Raw genomic sequence first — 17,434 nt, 5'->3', positions numbered from 1 at the left:
ACCCCCGGGGGGGGAGCCGGCGGGGCGCCGTACGGCGGCCCACCCGACTTCCTGCGCACGTCCTGTGCGAGGGCCGGGGCCCTACCGCCGCAGCCCCGCCGCCAGCAGCTCGGCGACGGTGGCGAGCTTCACCCGGGGCCGCCCCTCGGCCTCGCCCCGCTCGCGTTCCGCGCGGTCCACCGCCCGCAGTTCCCGCAGCCCGACCGCGTCCGGCCGCCGCTTGCGCACCAGCCGTTCGAAGTCGCCGCGCCCCGCCTCCGGGACGGGCAGCGCGCGGGCGGTCGCGTCGTCCAGCAGCGCGCCCACCGTCTCCCGGGCGCAGGCCCGGTTGGCGCCGATCCCGCCGGACGGCCCGCGCTTGGCCCAGCCCACCACGTACGTCCCCGGCAGCGGCCGTCCGGTCGCCGGGTCGACGACCCGCCCCGCCCGGTGCGCGACCGTCCCGGTCCGCTCGTCGAACGGCAGCCCGGGCAGCGGGACGCCCCGGTGCCCGATGGAGCGCACCACCAGCCCGGCCCGCAGCACGTCCCGCACGCCGGTGCCCTCGACCCGGCCGTCCGCCGCCGGGGCGGTCCGCTCGACGGTCAGCGCCTCGACCCGCCCCTCCCCGGACAGCTCGACCGGCGCCGACAGGAACCGCAGCACGATCCGCCGCCCCGGCCCGGGCGCCGCGTCACCGTCGTGCGGCACCAGCGGCAGCCCGGCGAGCAGCGCCGCCCCCGACGCCGTACCCGACGCCGCTTCCGCCGCCGCCCCCGCCTCCGCCTCCGCCGCCGCCTCGATGGCCGCCCGCACCTCCGGGTGGTCCGCCACCACCACCTCGACGCCCGGCAGCCGCCGCAGCGCCAGGAACTCCGCCCTGCTCCACGCCGCCTGCCCGGGGCCGCGCCGGGCGAGCAGCACGACCTCCCGGACCCGGCTGCGGCGCAGCGCGGCCAGGGCGTGGTCGGCGATGTCGGTGGCGGCGAGCCGGTCGGGATCGGTGAGCAGGATGCGGGCGACGTCCACCGCGACGTTGCCGTTGCCGACCACCACCACGCGCTCCGCCGACAGCTCCACCGCGTCGGCGGGCACGGTCGGTTCGGCGTTGTACCAGCCGACGAAGGCGGTCGCGGGCAGGCTGCCTGGCAGGTCCTCGCCGGGGATGCCGAGCCGGCGGTCGGCGGCCGCGCCGACCGCGTACACCACCGCGTGGTGGTGGGCGGCGAGCTCCTGGTGGGTGAGGTCCGTGCCGATCTCCACGTTCAGGTGCATCCGCAGCCGCGGGTCGTGGAAGACGCTCGCGAAGCTCTCCGCGATCCGCTTGGTGGACTGGTGGTCGGGCGCGACGCCGTGGCGCAGCAGGCCGCCGGTGACCGGCAGCCGGTCGATCATGGTGATCTCGGCGCTGGTGCCGCGCAGCAGTTCCTGCGCGGTGTACCCGGCGGACGGGCCGGTGCCGACGACGGCTATCCGCAGCGCTCCGACCTCGGCCGGCAGGCTGCGCGGGAAGCTGGGCGCGCCCCAGGCGTGGTCGTTGGGGTGGTCGCGGAACCAGTCGCGGTTGAGGTCGCCGAACACGGTGTCGGGTCCGCGCAGCCGGTCGACCGGGAACACCGCGTCCACCGGACAGGCGTCCGCGCAGGCGCCGCAGTCGATGCACGCCCGCGGGTCGATGTAGAGCGTGTCGGTGGTGCCGAACTCCGGTTCGTCCGGGGTCGGGTGGATGCAGTTGACCGGGCAGACGGACACGCACGAGGCGTCGTTGCAGCAGGTCTGGGTGATCGCGTAGGCCATGGCCGGGGTGGGTCCTCGCTGCGCGTGGGGGATGGGGCGGCTCGGTGGTGACGATCCGTCAGAGCATGTGCACCCGGCGGTAGACGGCCGCCGAGCGGCTGGTGAGCAGGCCGGTCTCGGCGAGGAAGGCCATCAGGTGCCGGGAGCTGGTGCGCATCATCGCCTTGCGGTGCTCGCTGGCCCGCACTTCGGCGAGCGCCCGCTGCACGTCGAGCCCGGCGGCCTTGTACACGCCCGGGTGCACCATGCTGGTGACGATGACGTACGCGCCCACGGCGATGCCGGTGGCCGAGGCGCGCCGGCGGGCCGGGCTCGCGTGGCGCATCCGCTCGCGGATCTCCTGCCGGGCGAACTTCATGTGCCGGGACTCCTCGACCACGTGGATCCGGGACGTGCCGCGGACGATCTCCAGCACCTTCTCGCCGCGCATCCAGTCGCGCTGCATGACGTCGAGCACCTCTTCGGCCACCAGGATGCCGCCGTAGGCGAGTTCGCCCTTGGCGAGCGCCTTGAAGGCGCGCCCGGCCTGGGCGATCACCTTGTTCGGGCGGTAGGCGGGGACGCCCATCTTGGCGCAGGCGCGGGCGAACATGATCGAGTGGCGGCACTCGTCGGCGATCTCGGTGAGCGCGAACTGGAACTCGGCGGTGGCGGGGTTCTTGAGGTACTGGTCGCGCAGCACCATCTGCTGGAGGATCATCTCGAACCAGATGCCGGTGTTCATGATCGAGCAGACCTCGTGCCGGGTGAGCGTGACCCGCTGGCGCTCGGTCATCTCGTCCCACAGCCGGGTGCCGTAGAGGGTGCTCCACTCCGGGTTGAGGCCGTAGTGGTCGTCCGGGAGGGGGGCGTCCCAGTCGATCTCGGCCGAGGGGTCGTAGGAGAGGGTGGCGGCCGACTCCAGCAGCCGCTTCGAGACGTCGTCGTCGGCCGTGGTGTGGCCGTGCCCCGTCTGCCAGGTGAGAGCCATGGCTGCCTCCAGGTGCCTGTTCCGCGGGTTCCCGCTCACCCGCTTATTAGACGGACAGTACAATAAGAGCCGGTCGCCGAGAACCCCCTGCGCGACAGCGATCCGGCGCGTGACCGTACGGCTCACGCCCCCCTTCCGCCTCCGGGCACGCCCCCTTCCGTCTCACGGTCACGCCCCTCTTCCGCCTCCGGCCCCGTCCCCCTTCCGCCTCCGGCCCCGCCCCGCCTTCCGTCTCACGGCACGGCGAAGGGCGGGACCCGCCCGCTGCCGGGGTCCCGCCCTTCGCCGCAAGCCCTCCGGCGCGCTGCCGCTACCCGCCGATCGCCTGCCGCAGCGCCTCCGCCGCCTCGGCCGTCGCCTCCCGGAAGCGGTGGCCGATACCGATGTAGCTGGCGTACCCGTGGATGAGGTCCGACTGCCGGCTCAGCCGCACCGCGACCCCGGCCTCCTCCAGCGCCCGCGCGTACGCCTCGCCCTCGTCGCGCAGCGGGTCGAAGCCCGCGGTGCCGATGTACGCGGGCGGCAGGCCGGTCAGGTCCTCGGCGAGCAGCGGCGACAGCCGCGGGTCGGTGCGGTCGGCGGGCGCGGGCGCGTACCGGTCGGCGAACCAGTCCATGTCGGCGCTGGTCAGGAAGAACCCGTCGGCGAACAGTGCGCGCGAGGGGCGCCGGGTCGAGGCGTCGGTCGCCGGGTACAGCAGCAGCTGGAACACCGGCGCGGGGCCGCCCCGCCGGACCGCCTGCTGGGCGGCGACGGCGGCCAGGTTGCCGCCCGCGCTGTCCCCGCCGACCGCGATCCGCTCCGGGTCCGCGCCCAGGTCGGCGGCCTTGGCGTAGGCGTAGTCGAACGCGGCCAGCGCGTCCTCGGCCGCCGCCGGGAACGCGTGCTCGGGCGCCAGCCGGTACTCCACCGACAGCACCCGCACCCGCGCCCGCTGGGCGAGGAAGCGGGCGACGTGGTCGTGGCTGGCCCGGCTGCCGACCACCCAGCCCCCGCCGTGCAGGAGGACCAGCAGGCCGGAACCGGCCGCCAGCCCCTCCGGGGTGTACAGCGTCGCGGCCAGTTCGCCGTGCTCCTGCGGGATGCCGACGCTCCGCGCGGCCACCGTACGGTTGCGCGGCCCGCCCACCAGGTGCCGCGCGTGCTCCATCGCGGCGCGCGACGGCCCGACCCCGCCCGACATCACCAGGGACGCCCCGGACAGCCGTTGGAGCTTGAGTATCAACTGCGCGTCCAGCGCGAGCGTCTGCCCGTCGAGGACCACCGGCTTGCCCGCGACGGCCCGCCGCAGGCCCTCGGGCAGCGCGTACGCGGCGCGGACGACGGCGGCCTGGATCCGAACGGGCGGTGGGATCGTCATCTCTTCTGCCTCCTGACGGCGGCCCTGGAACGGTGTCGGGGCGGTTCTGCCGGGGCCGGGAGCCCATGATGGGCCCCTCCCGGCGGACGCGGAAGCCCCCTGGACGCCGTCTGGTCCCGCCCTCGACCCCGCCCCCGCCCCCGCCCTCGACCCTGCCGCCCGCCCGCTCACCCCGTACTCGAGGCCACCTCCAACCGCCGTGCCCGGGAGGCCAGATGGCGCCGCTCCGGGGCGCTCGCCGTCCGGGCCGCCGCCTCCCGGTAGGCGCGGGCGGCGGCCGCCGGGTCGGTGCCGAGCCGGTCGAGCAGGTGCGCCCGGACGGCGAGCAGCCGGTGGTGCCGGGCCAGGCGCCGGTCCCCGGCCAGCTCCGCCACCAGTGCCAGCCCGGCCTCCGGCCCGTGCACCATCGCGACCGCGACCGCCCGGTTGAGCGCGACCACCGGGTTCGGGTCGAGGCGCAGCAGCAGGTCGTACAGCGCCAGGACCTGCGGCCAGTCGGTCTCCCGCGCCGTCGCCGCCTCCCCGTGCACCGCGGCGATCGCGGCCTGCACCTGGTACGGCCCGGCCTGCCCGCGCGGCAGCACCGAGGCGATCAACTCCAGCCCCTCGTCCAGCAGTTCACGGTCCCACCGGCCGCGGTCCTGCTCGTCCAGCGGCACCACCGCGCCGTGCGCCCCGGTGCGGGCCGGCCGGCGGGCGTCGGTCAGCAGCATCAGCGCGAGCAGCCCCGCCGTCTCGGCGTCCCCGGGGGTGAGCCGCCGCAGCAGCCGGGTCAGCCGGATCGCCTCCTCGGACAGCCGCGGCGCGGTCAGCTCCTCGCCGCCGCTCGCCGTGTAGCCCTCGTTGAAGACCAGGTACAGCACGTGCCGGACCTCGCCCAGCCGCCCCGCCCCGCCCTCCGGGAGGGACTCTCCCCCGCCGAGGGACAGTCCCCCGCCCACGCTCCTCAGCGTCTGCTTCGCCCGGCTGATCCGCTGCGCCATCGTCGCCTCGGGCACCAGGAACGCGGCCGCGATCTGCGCGGTGGTCAGGCCGCCGACCGCGCGCAGGGTCAGCGCGATCCGGCTCGGCACGGACAGCGCCGGGTGGCAGCAGAGGAACAGCAGCGCGAGCGAGTCGTCCGCCGCCGGGTCGGGCGCGTCGGCCGCGGGGGCCAGCAGCGCCGACTGCGGCGTGGCCAGCGCCAGCGCCTCCTCCCGGCGGCGGCGCGCCGAATCGCTGCGCACCCGGTCCACCAGCCGCCGCTCCGCGACCGTCACCAGCCAGCCCCTCGGGTTGGCCGGCACCCCGCCCTCCGGCCACTGCGTCGCGGCGGCCAGCAGCGCCTCCTGCACCGCGTCCTCGCACGCGTCGAACGCCCCGCCGTGCCGCCGCACCAGCACGCCGAGGACCTGCGGCGCCAGTTCGCGCAGCAGGCCCTCGACGGCACCGGTCGTTCCGCTCACTCGCACACGGGGAGGTCGCCCGCCACGGACTCGTGCAGGACCGGCCACAGCTCCACCGGCTCCACGTCCGCGAACGGCATGTCCGCCGCGATCTGCTGGGCCCGCTCCAGGCTCTCGCAGTCCAGCAGGTAGAAGCTGGCCACGTACTCCTTGGTCTCCAGGTACGGCCCGTCGGTGACCACCGGCACCCCCTCCGCCCGCCGCACCAGCTGCGCCGCCGCCGCGTCCGCCAGCCCGTACGCGCCGACCAGCTCCCCGCTCTCCCGGTACCGCGCGTTGAACGCCTCCTGCCTGGCGATCGCCTCCGGCCACGCCTCGGCCGGGAAGGAGTCCCACTTGGCCTGGTTGCCGTAGATCATCGCGACGTACTTCATTCCGGGTGTCCCCTCCGTCTCACGCGCCCCGTCGGCGCGCCGTCACCTCTCAGTCGGAGCGGCGGAACCCGGCCTCTACATCGGCCGACGACTTTTCCGAGGAATCTTTCTCGCGCCCCTGACCCCCACGAACGATCAAGGTACGGCAGCCGCCGGCCACCCGGTGCTCAGGAGTTGCGCCGGTCCTCCGCGTCGAAGGACGTGAGGGCCAGGGCTCCCGGTTCGAGGGCCTGGCGCAGGGCGGCCAGGACGGTTGGGTCCAACCCTCCCACGGCGTCGGCGAGTTCCTCGGCCACGTCCGCCGCGATCTCCGCGGCCACGGCCTGTGCGGGTGTGCGGGGGCCGAGCTTGCTGACGGCGGCGGCGGCGCGGGTGGGGGTGAGCAGGGCCGAGGCCTGGACGAGGAGCCAGGCGGGGACGCCGGCCGCGCCCTCCGGCGGGGGGAGGTAGGGGCGGGCGCCGTCGTAGCGGTCGTCCTCGGCGAAGGCCCGCTGCTTCACCTTCACGAGCGGACGGGCGGTGGCGGACTCGTGCCATTCGCCGGCCGGTTTGAGGACGTACCCCTCGGCGAGGTTGTCCGGCAGCTCGGGCAGGCCGAACAGGGCGGGCACCCGGCTGGGGTAGCGGACCGGCAGGTCGTGCAGGGTGTTCAGCGGGCCGTGGCCGAGCAGGGGGACGCAGGTGAGTCCGGCGGCCCGCGCGGCCGCGCGCAGGGTCCGGTCGGCGATCCACCAGCGGCCCTCGGGTGTCTCGACGGTGGCGTCGAAGGGCAGCCAGCGCAGGCCGGGGGCGTACCAGACGCCGGTCTGGACCGGGTCGACGCCGGGGACGGCGGGCACCCCGGGGTGCGGGTAGCGGCCGCCGGCCAGTTCGCCGTAGACCGTCACCACGGCGGCGGCGCCCCACGGTTCGCGCACCGCGGCGGCGAACCGGGCGGCCGCGACGGAGAGTTCGGGCCAGATCCGGCTCACCCCGAAGAAGCCGTCCAGCCCCTCGTCGTCCAGCAGTTCACGCCGTTTCGCGGCCCGTACGGAGCCGCCTTCGCAGACCACGGCGAAGTGCGCCCCGTGCACCTTCTCGGCCGCGGTCCACTCGCGGCTGCCGGGCCCGCCGGAGCGGCCCCGGGCGGGGATCTTGGGGTAGGGCCGCAGCCCGGGCCCGTCGGACACCGTCTCGAACACCGTCTCGGACACGAACGGAATCCTCGCCGCCGGGGCCGCCGCCTGGCAACCGGGATTTCCCGGCCCGGACGACGACCCGGGTCGGAGCGGCGACCCGGGTCGGAGCGGCGCGGGTCAGACCCCCCACTCCGCGCGCAGCGCCGCGAAGGCCTCGTGGAACCCCGGGAAGGTCTTCCGCACGCAGCCCGGGTCGTCGAAGGTGATGCCGGGGGTGCGCAGCGAGGTGACGGCGAAGGACATGACGATCCGGTGGTCGGAGTGGGTGGTGACCTCGGCCGGGCGGGGCGTGCCGGGCCGGATCTCGATCCAGTCGTCCCCGGTGGCCACGGTGACGCCCATCGCGCGCAGGTTGTCGGCGCAGGCCTCCAGGCGGTCGCACTCCTTGACCCGGGTGTTGTGGACGTCCTCGATCCGCACCGGCCCGGTGGCGAACGGGGCGATGGCCGCGAGGGTGGGCATGGTGTCGGAGATGTCCCGCATGTTGACGGTGATCCCGCCGAGCGGGCCCTCGCCGGCCACCGTGGTGCGGTCGGCGCCGACGTCCACCCGGGCGCCCATCCGCCGCAGCACGTCGACGAAGCGCAGGTCGCCCTGGAGCGCGTCCCGGCCGAGGCCGGGGACGGTGACCTCCCGGCCGGCCAGGGCCGCGGCGGCGAAGAAGTAGCTGGCCGTGGAGGCGTCCGGCTCGATCGGGTAGTCGGCGGCCCGGTAGCCGCCGGGGGGCACCTCGAACAGCTCGCCCGCGGGCGTCCGTTCCCGCTTCACCTCGACCCCGAAGTCGCGCATCATCGCCAGGGTGATGCCGATGTACGGCGCGGAGACCAGCCGGGTGACGGTGATCCGCAGGCCGTCCCGGGTGAGCGGGCCGAGCAGCAGCAGCGCGGTCAGGTACTGCGAGGACTGCCCTGCGTCCAGGGTGAGTTCACCGCCGCGGACGCCGTCGGCGAGGACCGTCAGCGGGTGGTGCCCCTCGGCCTCCTCGTGCCGCAGGTCCACGCCCAGTTCGCGCAGCGCCCGGGTGAGCGGGGCGACCGGGCGGCGGCGCATCTGGGCGGAGGCGTCGAAGCGGTACGTGCCGTGGCCGGCGGCGGCGAGGGTGGGCAGGAAGCGCGCGGTGGTGGCGCCGTCGCGGCAGTACACCTCGGCCTCCGGGACGGCGGGACCGGCCGGGCGGCCCTCCACCCGCCACGCCGCGGCCGTCCGCTCGATCCGGTACCCGAGGGTGTCCAGCCCCTGCGCGAAGCCCTCGGTGTCGTCCGAGGACAGCGGCCGGCGCAGGGTGGTCACGCCCTCGGCGGCGGCGGCCAGGAACAGCGCCCGGGCGGTGATGGACTTGGACCCGGGGATCTCCACAGCAGTCACGGCAGGCTCTCCCAACTCGAGTGTCCGACAGGTGTCTCCGGTGACGTCGGGCCCGATCCTGCCCGACCCGGCCACCGCCGTGGCCGACCATCCACGGACTGGACGGTGACGGGGGCGACAACAGTGGGCGAAGGCTTCAGCCGCGTGCCGAGGGGCCGTTTCAGCAGCGCGCCCAGAGCCCGGCCAGGTGCGTGTGCAGGACCTCCTCCGCCTCCGCCGCCGTCCGGTGCCCGACCAGTACGTGCGCGGTGAGCCCGTCGGCGAGGGCGAGCAGCGTACGGGCTTCGTTCCGCGCGTCCACCGCCCCGTCGACCGCCGCTCCGCCCAGCGCCGATCCCCCGGCCGCCGGCCCGCCCGCTGTCGCCCCGCCCAGCGCCGATCCCCCGCCCGCCGCCTCCGCGACCAGCCGCACCACCAGCTCCTCCAGCGCCGCGTAGCTGCTCCGCAGGGTGGCCGCCAGCGCCGGGTTGACGGCGGCGCCGGCGACGAAGGCGAGCCAGATCCTGGCCTCGGCCCGGTGTTCCTCGCGCAGCAGCGCCACCTCGCCCGCCACCAGCCCGAGTTCGGTGGCCGCCGACTGCGCCGGGCCGGCCGTGAGCCGGTTCCGCACCCGCGCGGTGACCCGCTCGCCGACGTGCGCGAGCGCGGCCAGCAGCATCTCCTCCTTGGTGCGGAAGCAGCGCTGGACGGCCCCCATCGAGACCTCCGCCCGGGTGGCGACGTCCCGCAGGGTGACGCCCTCCAGTCCGTGCTCGTCCACCAGCAGGCAGACGGCCTCGGCGATCCGCCGGCGCCGGCCCTCGTGGTCCACCTGTTTCGGCATGCCCGTCCTCCTCGCCGCCGTGTTCTCCGATATTCGATATTCCGATGCAAGCGTATCGGTTCCGGGCTAGGGTTCGTTCCGTTCCGATGCGACCGCATCGGAACGAGCCCGACGACCCGCCGAGGAGCGCCCCCATGTCCCTGTGGAGCAAGCCCGCCACCGAACTCGCCGCCGCCGTGCGCGGCGGCGAGGTGTCGGCCCTGGAGGTGGTGGACAGCCACCTGGCCCGGATCGACGAGGTCAACCCCCGTCTGAACGCCGTCACCCAGCTCCTCGCCGACCGGGCCCGCGCGGCCGCGCGGGACACCGACCGCCGCCGGGCCGCCGGCGAGCCCCTCGGGCCGCTCGCGGGCGTGCCGTTCACCGTGAAGGAGTGCACCCCGATCGCCGGTGTGGCCACCACCTTCGGCACCCCGCGCTTCCGCGACCACGTCGCCACCGACGACGCCGTCCCGGTGACCCGGCTGCGCGCGGCCGGGGCGATCCCGATCGGCCACAGCAACCTGCCGACCCTGATCCTCGCCGGGATGCACACCCGCAGCGAGCTGTACGGCGACACCTACAACCCCTGGGACCGGCGCCGCACCCCGGGCGGCACCAGCGGCGGGGACGGCGTGGCCGTCGCCGCCGGGATGGCCCCGCTCGGGCTCGGCAACGACTCCGGCGGCTCGGTCCGCATCCCCGCCTCCTTCTGCGGGGTCGCCGCCCTCGATCCGACCACCGGCCGCTTCCCCGCCGACCAGCGCCTGATCGGCCCGGACGACCCCGGCCCGGCCTCCCAGATCCTGGTCACCGACGGCCCGTTGGCCCGTACGGTCGCCGACCTGCGGCTCGCCTACGAGACGCTGGCGGGCACCGACCCGCGCGACCCGCGCGCCGTGCCCGTCCCGCTGTACGGCGAGCCGCTCGCCGCCCCCGTCCGGGTCGCCGTCGTCGCCGACCCGGGCGGCCACGGCGTCCACCCCACCGTCCGCCGCGCCGTCGAGACCGCCGCCGACGCGCTGCGCGACGCCGGGTACGACGTCCAGGAGATCCCCGACGTCCCGCGGCTGGACGAGGCGCTCGACACCTACCACCGCCTGACCGGCACCGAGTTCGCGCCGAACTGGCCCGCCGTCCGGCAGCTGCTGGGCGAGGGCGGCGACCGCTTCATCGAGCTGACGATGCGCAGCTCCCCGCCCGTGGACGGCCCCGGCCTGATCCGGCTGCTGGGCACCTGGATGAACATCCGCCGCTCCTGGGCGGAGTTCCTGCACGCGTACCCGCTGCTGCTGGGCCCGGTGTTCACCGAGCCGCCGGTCGAACCGGGCCTGGAGTCGCGGGACCAGGCGGGCCGGGACCGGGTCGCCTCGGCCATGCGGCTCTGCTCGGTGACCAGCTTCGTCGGCGTCCCGTCCGTCGCCGTCCCGACCGGTCTCGCCGCGGACGGCCTCCCCACCGGTGTGCAGCTCGTCGGCCGGGCCTTCCGGGAGGACCTCTGCCTGGCCGCCGCCCAGGCCGTCGAGGACCGCCTCGGCACCCTCGCCCCGATCGACCCGAGGCCGTAAGCCGCAGGCCGTAAGCCGCAGGCCGCAGGCCGCAGGCCGTAAGCCGCAGGCCGCACCGACCGCCGGGGCTGCTCCCGCCGTGGCCACATCACCGTGGCCGCACCGCCGCTCAGGCGCCGGGCAGCCCCGGCACCACCAGCCCGCTCTCGTACGCGATCACCACCGCATGGGTCCGGTTCTGCGCGCCGAGCTTGCCCAGCACGTTCCCGACGTGCGTCTTCACCGTCTCCTGGCTCACCGCGAGGGCCTGCGCGATCTCCGGGTTGGAGAGCCCGGTCGCCATCAGCCGCAGCACCCCCTCCTCCCGGCCGGTCAGCGCCGCCCTGGGCAGCGCCTCGGCCGACTCCAGCGGCCGGGCCGCGACCATCCGGCGCAGCGCGGCGGGGAACAGCACCGCCTCCCCGGCGGCCACCACCCGCACCGCCTCGGCGATCTGCGGGACGGGCCGCCGCTTCAGCACGAAGCCGCTGGCGCCGGCGCTCAGCGCGGCGGTGACGTAGCCGTCGTTCTCGAAGGTGGTGATCACCACGACCTTGGGCGGGTCGGCGTCCTTCAGCAGTTCGCGGGTCGCCTCGATCCCGTTGCGACGCGGCATCCGCACGTCCATCAGCACCACGTCCGGCCGCAACATCCGGACCTGCTGGACCACTTCGACGCCGTCGGCGGCCCGCCCGACCACCGTGATGCCCTGTTGGGCGCCCAGCAGGGTGCTCAGGCCGCTGCGGGTGACGGGGTCGTCGTCGGCGATCAGGAGGGTGACGTCGGGCGCCGCCCCCGCGGCGGGGTCGGCCACCCTGTCCTCACCGCTCCCGCTCACGCCGACCACCGCATCGGCAGCCGGACCGCCAGCCGCCACTGCCCCTCGCCGTACGGACCGGCCTCGAACTCGCCGTGCAGCAGCCGCACCCGCTCGGCCAGCCCGGGCAGGCCGTGCCCGGAGGTCGGGAAGCCACCCGCCCCGGCCCCGTCCGCCACCCCGTTGACCACGCTCAGCTCCAGCTCGTCCGCCCCCGCCGCCACCCGCAGCTCGATCGTCCCGCCCGAGCCGTGCCGCAGCGCGTTGGTCAGCCCCTCCTGGACGATCCGGTACGCGGCCCGGGAGAGCGTGCCCTGCACCTGCGCCAGGTCCCCGGTGGTGCGCGGCGCCACGACGGCGCCCGCGTGCCGGAGCCGGTCGATCAGCTCGGGCAGGTCGGTGAGGGTGCGGGTCGGCGCGGTGCCGGACTGCTCCTCGCGCAGCGCGCCGAGCACGTAGTCGAGGTCCTCCAGCGCGGCCCGGGTCGACTCCTCGATGCTGCGCATGGCGGCCCGCGCCGCGACCGGGTCGTCGGCCAGTACCTCGCCCGCGACGGCGGCCTGGATGGTGGCGGCGGTCAGGGTGTGCCCGATGGAGTCGTGCAGTTCGTGGGCCAGCCGGTTGCGTTCGGCGAGCAGCCGCTCCCGCTCGGCGGCCATCGCGAGCCGCTCGGCCGGCGAGGGCCCGAGCAGCCGGGGCGCCAGCCACCGCAGCGCGCCCGACACGGCCACGAACAGCGCCACCGCGAGCACCAGGGCGAGCACTCCCACGATCCAGGCCCAGACGCCCGTCACGTCCGTGGCCCAGCCGAGGAGGCTGACCCTCGCCGTGCCCTCCGCCCAGCGGCCGGGCAGCGCCACGGCCGTCACCAGCAGCGTGCTGCCGCCGATCAGCACCGTCCAGCCCAGTGCCACGTGCGCCACCACGAACGCCGGCGTCCGCCACCACTCCGCCGCCGCGGCCCCCTTCACCGGGGCGGGCACCGCGACGCCCAGCGTCCTGCGCGCCCCCGCCGCCAGCACCCGGCGCACCAGCCGGGGCAGCCCGCACAGCCCGAGCAGCACCGCCCACAGGGGCAGCGCCACCCAGACCGAGTCCGGGCGGCCGGACAGCCCCAGCGTCACCCCGAGCGCCACCATCGCCACCGGCAGCGCGGCCACTGCCCCGACCACCGCGAACAGCACACCTGTATACGTCGACCCGCGCAGCAGCGGCTTCAGTCCCTTGATCATGTCCGCCAGTATCACCGGCCTTCGCACCCTCGCCCTCCCCCGATCGAGGGAGGATCTCCGCAGGTCCGCGCCGTGCCCCCGCGCCGTCCGCCACCCGTCGGCTCCGCCGACTCCGCCGAGCGCGACGCGGCTCCCCGCGGCGGGGCCCCGGGCGCGGTCCCGCGCCGCCCGTCCGAGGGCCGCCGACCTTCACCGACGAGGGCCCCGTCGAACTCGGCCGGAACGCGACCACTCGTTCGCGTGATTCGGGGTCGAAGCCACCGCCGGGGCCGCCGGAGATCAGACCATCGCAAGGATGACGATCAATCAAAAACTCTTCCGGCAAGGCCTGTTGGCGACCGCCTCCACTGCCACGGCGCTGGCCGTCACGACCGGCACCACGACGACCGCCCCGGCCGCACCCGCCCAGCGGGACGGCGGCCCGCAGGCCTACCGGGTGTCCGTCCGGGCCGGTGGGGCCTGGGAACTGCCCCCCGGCCTGACCTCCTTCACGGTGTACGTCCGGGGTTCCGGCGGCGGCTCCGGTGGCGGCGGCTCCGGAAGCGGCTGGAGCGGCAGCCGGGACGCCGCCGAGGGCACCACCGAGGGCACCATCAGCAGCGGCGGCCCGGCGACCGCCCCCGGCTGACGCAGCCGGGCGGAGGCAGAACGACGCCCGCCCCGGCACCCCCACCGCCCCGCACGGCCGAACCACGGGAAATCGGCCGCCGCCCCGGATCCGCACCCCTCCCGACCTGCCCGATGCGGATCCGGGGGTGCGGATTCCGGCCGTTTCGGTGATCGGCCTGCCAACGAACGGACGGTGGCCGAGACTTGGCCACCGGACCGGGCACCCGACCAGCCTGACTCCGACGGAACGTCAATTCGCTTGATCCACAAGGTCATTGAAGAGACAGGAGTTTCCGGATGGCTGGTTCATCCACCCCGCGCACGGCCGCCCTCGCCGCCGCCGCGACGGCCGTCGCCCTGCTCCTCGGCCCGGTACCCGCCGCAACGGCCGACCCAGGCGCACCGCTCCCGACCCCCTATCTCCTACCGCTGCCCGCCAACGCCGGCCCGCTCAGCACCGCGTACAGCCTGAACAACGCGGGCGACGTCCTCGGCGAGTGCTACCTGGACATCCCCGGCCGGTTCGCCCCGCGCGCCCTCCGCTGGAACACCGGCAACCTCGGCCTCACCACCCTGGAACCACTGCCCGGCGAGACCGGTACCCGCCCGGGCGCCATGAACGAGGCGGGCATCGCGGTCGGGGTCTCCTTCGCGTCGCTGACCGACAACCACCCGGTCCGCTGGGCCCTCGACGGCACCCCGACCGCCCTGGAACTGCCGGCCGGAGCCCGCGGCGGCGGCGCGTCCGGGATCAACAACGCCGGTGTCGCGATCGGCAGTTCGTACGACGCGGTGTTCCGCCCCGTGCCCGTGAAGTGGCGGGCCGACGGCACCCGGGTCGCCCTGCCCCTGCTGGACGGCGACGACACCGGCTCGACCACGGCCGTCAACGACGCGGGCTTCGTCATCGGCTGGTCCGAACGGCGCCTCAGCGGCGAACCCCGGACGCGTACGGTGGTCTGGAGCCCGTCGGGCACCGTGACCGAACTGCCGCCCCCACCGGGGATCGACGTGGTCGGGGCCCGCCGGATCACCAACTCCGGCGTGATCCTCGGCAGCGGACGGCGCGAGGGGGGCACCGAGCTCGACCGGCTGGTGGTCTGGGCGGCGGACGGCACCGTCCGGGACATCGGCGAGGGCCGGCCGAGCTCGATCACCGACACCGGCACCGTCGTCGGGGTGGCCTTCGGCGCCGCCCGCCCCCTGCAGGCCGCGTACTGGCGGCCGGACGGCACCCGGACCCTGCTCGACGGCCCGGCGGGCTGGCAGACCACGGCGAACGCGATCAACAGCGCGGGCACCGCCGTCGGCACCGCGACGAGTTCGGACTGGTACCACGGCACGGCACTGCTGTGGAAGCGCGACGGGACGGCCGTCACGCTCCCGCCGTCCTCGCTCAGCCCGTACGCCTCGGCCTCCGTCATCAACGAGTCCGGGGTGATCGTCGGGCACGCCACCCTGCCGGACGCGCAGTCGCTGCCGCGCGCGATGGTCTGGAAGCCCTGATGGCCACGACCCAAAGTCGCCCCGACGAGACAGGAGTTCTCCGCATGACCGGTTCACGCACCCCTCGTACGGCCGCCCTCGCCGCCGCCGCGACGGCCGCCGCCCTGCTCCTCGGCCCGATACCCGCGGCGGCTGCCACCCCCGCCCGGTACCTGGCCTCCCCGCAGTTCCTGCCGACCCCGCCGGACACCGCCTACAGCACGGTGTGGGGCCTGAGCCGCGACGGCGCCGTCGTCGGCGAGTACTTCGCGAAGACCCCCGGCCAGTCCGGTCCGCGCGCGATCCGCTGGAGCCCCGACCACCTCGGCTACACCGTCCTGGCGCCGCTGCCCGGCGACCTGTCCAGCCGGCCGGCCGGGCACAACGACACGGGCACCGTGGTCGGTCTCTCCTTCGTGTCGCTGAGTGACAACCACCCGGTCCGCTGGACCCCGGACGGCACCCCGACCGCGCTGGAGCTGCCGGCCGGAGTCCGCGGCGGCGGCGCGGGAGCGGTCAACGACGCCGGTGTCGTGGTGGGCGGCTCGTACGACGAGGTCTACCAGCCCAAGCCCTTGAAGTGGCGGGCCGACGGCACCCGGGTCGACCTGCCGCTGCTGCCCGGCGACACCATGGGCTCGACCACCTCCGTCACCAACGCGGGCATCGTCGCCGGCATCTCCAAGCGGCGCCTCGGCAACGGCGACTACCAGGAGACCCCGGTGCTCTGGAGCCCGACGGACACGGTGACCGCGCTCCCGCTCCCGCCGGGCGTCGACGGCGCCCGGGTGGACCGGATGACCGACGACGGCGTGGTGCTCGGCCACGGGCGGCGGGCCGGCGGCACGGAGTTCGACCGGGTGCTGGTCTGGACGGCCGACGGCACCGTCCGCGACGCCGGCTACGGCCGGACACGGGCCGTCAACAGCGCGGGCACCGTCGTCGGGGCCACGTTCGACGCGGCGCACTCCACGTTCGCCGCCCGCTGGAACCCGGACGGCAGCCAGACCCTGCTCGGCGGCCCGGCGGGCCGGCAGAGCGAGGCCATGGCGGTCAACAGCGCGGGTACCGCCGTCGGCAGCGCCCAGGGCCCGGACTGGACCCGCAGCACCGCCCTGCTGTGGCAGCCCGACGGAACGACCGTCACGCTCCCGCCGTCCCCGCTCAGCCCGTACGCCCAGGCCAGGTACATCAACGACGCCGGACTGGTCGCCGGTCACGCCGTCGAGCTGAACGCGGCCGGCCAGCCGGTCGCGTCCCACCCCGTGGTCTGGAAGCCCTGACGCGGAACGGCCGGTCGGCCCTTGGAACGGCCGGTCCCCTCTCGGACCGGCCGTTCTCAGCCCCGCTCCGGCGCGGGCCCGAGGGCGTCGCGCAGCATGGTGCGGGAGGTGATGCCGAGCCGCTCGTAGATCTGGTACCGGTGCGCGCCGACGGTCCGGTGCGAGAGGAACAGCCGTTCGGCGATCTGCTTGTTGGTGAGTCCGGAGGCGGCGAGGCGGGCGATCTCCAGCTTCTGGACGCTCAGGCCGTGGGTGTTCGAGGCGTCGGCCCCCGGCCTGCTCGCGCCCGTCGCCCGCAGTTCGTTCCGCGCCCGCTCGGCCCACGGCCGGGCGTCCGGCTCCTCGAACACCTCCAGGGCGGCGGCGAGTTGGGCCCGGGCCCGGACCGTCGCCCGGGCCCGGCGGAGCCGTTCGCCGTGGGCGAGCCGGACCCGGGCATGGTCGAAGCGCCACCGGTCGGCTCCGGGGGTGTCCAGCGCGAGGGCGAAGCGGCGCAGGGCGTCCCGGTCGTCCTCGGCGCAGAGGGCGGCCGACGCCTCCAGCAGCATGGCGTGCCGGGAGGACACCGCGCCGAGGCGGTCGAGGTAGAGGGCCCCGGTGCCGACCCGGGTGACCAGGACGGGGTCGGGCTCGTCCGCCAACGAGGCCAACCGCAATCCACGGCCCCGTGCGCCCGGCGGCCGGTCGGTCCTCGGATCGGCCGGCCGCCGCAGCTGTCTCCTGACGCACCGCCTGCTCCGCCCGGACGACCTCGGCGATCGACCGCCCGACCGGCCGTTTCCGCAGGTCGGCGCGGCGCGCCTGACGCACCGTGGGCACCGCTCGGCTGGCGACCCCGCTTGCGCGGGGAGGCGGCACGTGTCCCGCTGGTTCCGGCGGGCCGATCGGCACCGCAGGCATCGCCTCGGCCCAGGAGGGCCTGGACGCGAACTTCGGCAAAGGTCAGTTCGTCGTCAACCAGAACGGCGCCGGCGTCGCGGATACGAACTCCACCGTCAACTCCGACGGCCTCCAGCACACCGACTTCTGGATCTGGTCCGACGACACCGGCGTCTCCGGCGCGTTCACCGGCTCGGGCGCCACCTGGAACCAAGGCTGACGAACCCCGCACCACCGGACGTACGGACCCCCGGAGCGGGGACACTGCTGATCCGGATCCCGGAATGACGAAACGGCCGGTCGACCACGAAG

At 75.6% G+C, this 17,434-nt stretch carries 16 protein-coding genes; 5 read left to right on the top strand and 11 right to left on the bottom strand.

Going from position 1 to position 17,434, the window contains the following annotated elements:
- Window positions 1–81: 81 nt before the first annotated feature.
- From ACFU7Z_RS18390 to ACFU7Z_RS18355, 8 genes are all read right to left on the bottom strand, one after another.
- The gene (locus tag ACFU7Z_RS18390; RefSeq protein WP_380778256.1) at window positions 82–1,776 is read right to left on the bottom strand and encodes a 4Fe-4S binding protein; all 1,695 of its coding nucleotides are present in this window, start codon (window positions 1,774–1,776) and stop codon (window positions 82–84) included.
- Window positions 1,777–1,834: 58 nt separating this feature from the next.
- On the bottom strand, window positions 1,835–2,746 hold the full coding sequence (locus tag ACFU7Z_RS18385) for a diiron oxygenase (RefSeq protein WP_380778254.1): 912 nt from the start codon (window positions 2,744–2,746) through the stop codon (window positions 1,835–1,837).
- A 310-nt stretch (window positions 2,747–3,056) separates the two neighbouring features.
- Window positions 3,057–4,106, bottom strand: a complete 1,050-nt coding sequence (locus ACFU7Z_RS18380) for an alpha/beta hydrolase (protein ID WP_380778252.1) — start codon at window positions 4,104–4,106, stop codon at window positions 3,057–3,059.
- A 167-nt stretch (window positions 4,107–4,273) separates the two neighbouring features.
- Window positions 4,274–5,551 (bottom strand): RNA polymerase sigma factor, encoded by a 1,278-nt coding sequence (locus tag ACFU7Z_RS18375; protein ID WP_380778250.1) that lies wholly within the window; start codon window positions 5,549–5,551, stop codon window positions 4,274–4,276.
- Window positions 5,548–5,925: a YciI family protein gene (locus ACFU7Z_RS18370; protein ID WP_049656579.1), complete on the bottom strand. Its 378-nt coding sequence runs from the start codon at window positions 5,923–5,925 to the stop codon at window positions 5,548–5,550. Before ACFU7Z_RS18370 ends, ACFU7Z_RS18375 begins: the two co-directional genes overlap by 4 nt.
- A 167-nt stretch (window positions 5,926–6,092) precedes the next feature.
- Complete coding sequence (locus tag ACFU7Z_RS18365; protein WP_380744053.1) at window positions 6,093–7,118, bottom strand: RNA ligase family protein; 1,026 nt, start codon at window positions 7,116–7,118, stop codon at window positions 6,093–6,095.
- A 102-nt stretch (window positions 7,119–7,220) separates the two neighbouring features.
- A complete protein-coding gene (gene aroA, locus ACFU7Z_RS18360) occupies window positions 7,221–8,468 on the bottom strand; it encodes a 3-phosphoshikimate 1-carboxyvinyltransferase (protein WP_380778247.1) in 1,248 nt (415 codons plus the stop codon).
- A 160-nt stretch (window positions 8,469–8,628) separates the two neighbouring features.
- Window positions 8,629–9,291: a TetR/AcrR family transcriptional regulator gene (locus ACFU7Z_RS18355; RefSeq protein ID WP_380778245.1), complete on the bottom strand. Its 663-nt coding sequence runs from the start codon at window positions 9,289–9,291 to the stop codon at window positions 8,629–8,631.
- Between the two features lie 134 nt (window positions 9,292–9,425).
- On the opposite strand from ACFU7Z_RS18355, the gene ACFU7Z_RS18350 reads away from it, so the two are divergent.
- Window positions 9,426–10,838, top strand: coding sequence for an amidase (locus ACFU7Z_RS18350; RefSeq protein ID WP_380778243.1), 1,413 nt, complete (start codon window positions 9,426–9,428; stop codon window positions 10,836–10,838).
- 109 nt (window positions 10,839–10,947) lie between these two features.
- On the opposite strand, the gene ACFU7Z_RS18345 is transcribed toward ACFU7Z_RS18350, so the two are convergent.
- Together ACFU7Z_RS18345 and ACFU7Z_RS18340 are read right to left on the bottom strand one after the other, a co-directional pair.
- Entirely contained in the window at window positions 10,948–11,655 is a 708-nt protein-coding gene (locus ACFU7Z_RS18345; protein ID WP_380778241.1) for a response regulator, read from the bottom strand.
- Window positions 11,652–12,866: a histidine kinase gene (locus ACFU7Z_RS18340; protein WP_380778239.1), complete on the bottom strand. Its 1,215-nt coding sequence runs from the start codon at window positions 12,864–12,866 to the stop codon at window positions 11,652–11,654. Before ACFU7Z_RS18340 ends, ACFU7Z_RS18345 begins: the two co-directional genes overlap by 4 nt.
- A 295-nt stretch (window positions 12,867–13,161) precedes the next feature.
- Between ACFU7Z_RS18340 and ACFU7Z_RS18335 the strand changes: the two genes are divergently transcribed.
- The 3 genes from ACFU7Z_RS18335 (at window position 13,162) to ACFU7Z_RS18325 (ending at window position 16,243) form a co-directional block, all read left to right on the top strand.
- Window positions 13,162–13,494, top strand: coding sequence for a hypothetical protein (locus ACFU7Z_RS18335; protein WP_380778237.1), 333 nt, complete (start codon window positions 13,162–13,164; stop codon window positions 13,492–13,494).
- Between the two features lie 278 nt (window positions 13,495–13,772).
- Window positions 13,773–14,981, top strand: coding sequence for a hypothetical protein (locus ACFU7Z_RS18330; protein ID WP_380778235.1), 1,209 nt, complete (start codon window positions 13,773–13,775; stop codon window positions 14,979–14,981).
- A gap of 44 nt (window positions 14,982–15,025) precedes the next feature.
- A complete protein-coding gene (locus tag ACFU7Z_RS18325; RefSeq protein ID WP_380778233.1) occupies window positions 15,026–16,243 on the top strand; it encodes a hypothetical protein in 1,218 nt (405 codons plus the stop codon).
- A 56-nt stretch (window positions 16,244–16,299) separates the two neighbouring features.
- Here the strand turns inward: ACFU7Z_RS18325 and ACFU7Z_RS18320 are convergent, their stop codons facing one another.
- Window positions 16,300–16,893, bottom strand: a complete 594-nt coding sequence (locus ACFU7Z_RS18320) for a LuxR C-terminal-related transcriptional regulator (protein WP_380778231.1) — start codon at window positions 16,891–16,893, stop codon at window positions 16,300–16,302.
- A 161-nt stretch (window positions 16,894–17,054) separates the two neighbouring features.
- Between ACFU7Z_RS18320 and ACFU7Z_RS18315 the strand changes: the two genes are divergently transcribed.
- Complete coding sequence (locus ACFU7Z_RS18315) at window positions 17,055–17,342, top strand: hypothetical protein (RefSeq protein WP_380778229.1); 288 nt, start codon at window positions 17,055–17,057, stop codon at window positions 17,340–17,342.
- The last annotated feature ends 92 nt before the right edge of the window (window positions 17,343–17,434 follow it).

The organism is Kitasatospora sp. NPDC057518 (genome assembly GCF_042802075.1).
Taxonomy (GTDB): domain Bacteria; phylum Actinomycetota; class Actinomycetes; order Streptomycetales; family Streptomycetaceae; genus Kitasatospora.
Note: the sequence above shows the minus strand (reverse complement) of the source record. Positions and strands in the feature narration are given on the sequence as shown.

Excerpts from the sequence above, each read along its gene's own strand:
- ACFU7Z_RS18390 (WP_380778256.1), bottom strand. The coding sequence starts at position 1,776 with ATGGCCTACGCGATCACCCAGACCTGCTGCAACGACGCCTCGTGCGTG.
- ACFU7Z_RS18385 (WP_380778254.1), bottom strand. The coding sequence starts at position 2,746 with ATGGCTCTCACCTGGCAGACGGGGCACGGCCACACCACGGCCGACGAC.
- ACFU7Z_RS18380 (WP_380778252.1), bottom strand. The coding sequence starts at position 4,106 with ATGACGATCCCACCGCCCGTTCGGATCCAGGCCGCCGTCGTCCGCGCC.
- ACFU7Z_RS18370 (WP_049656579.1), bottom strand. The coding sequence starts at position 5,925 with ATGAAGTACGTCGCGATGATCTACGGCAACCAGGCCAAGTGGGACTCC.
- ACFU7Z_RS18355 (WP_380778245.1), bottom strand. The coding sequence starts at position 9,291 with ATGCCGAAACAGGTGGACCACGAGGGCCGGCGCCGGCGGATCGCCGAG.
- ACFU7Z_RS18350 (WP_380778243.1), top strand. The coding sequence starts at position 9,426 with ATGTCCCTGTGGAGCAAGCCCGCCACCGAACTCGCCGCCGCCGTGCGC.
- ACFU7Z_RS18340 (WP_380778239.1), bottom strand. The coding sequence starts at position 12,866 with ATGATCAAGGGACTGAAGCCGCTGCTGCGCGGGTCGACGTATACAGGT.
- ACFU7Z_RS18335 (WP_380778237.1), top strand. The coding sequence starts at position 13,162 with ATGACGATCAATCAAAAACTCTTCCGGCAAGGCCTGTTGGCGACCGCC.
- ACFU7Z_RS18330 (WP_380778235.1), top strand. The coding sequence starts at position 13,773 with ATGGCTGGTTCATCCACCCCGCGCACGGCCGCCCTCGCCGCCGCCGCG.
- ACFU7Z_RS18325 (WP_380778233.1), top strand. The coding sequence starts at position 15,026 with ATGACCGGTTCACGCACCCCTCGTACGGCCGCCCTCGCCGCCGCCGCG.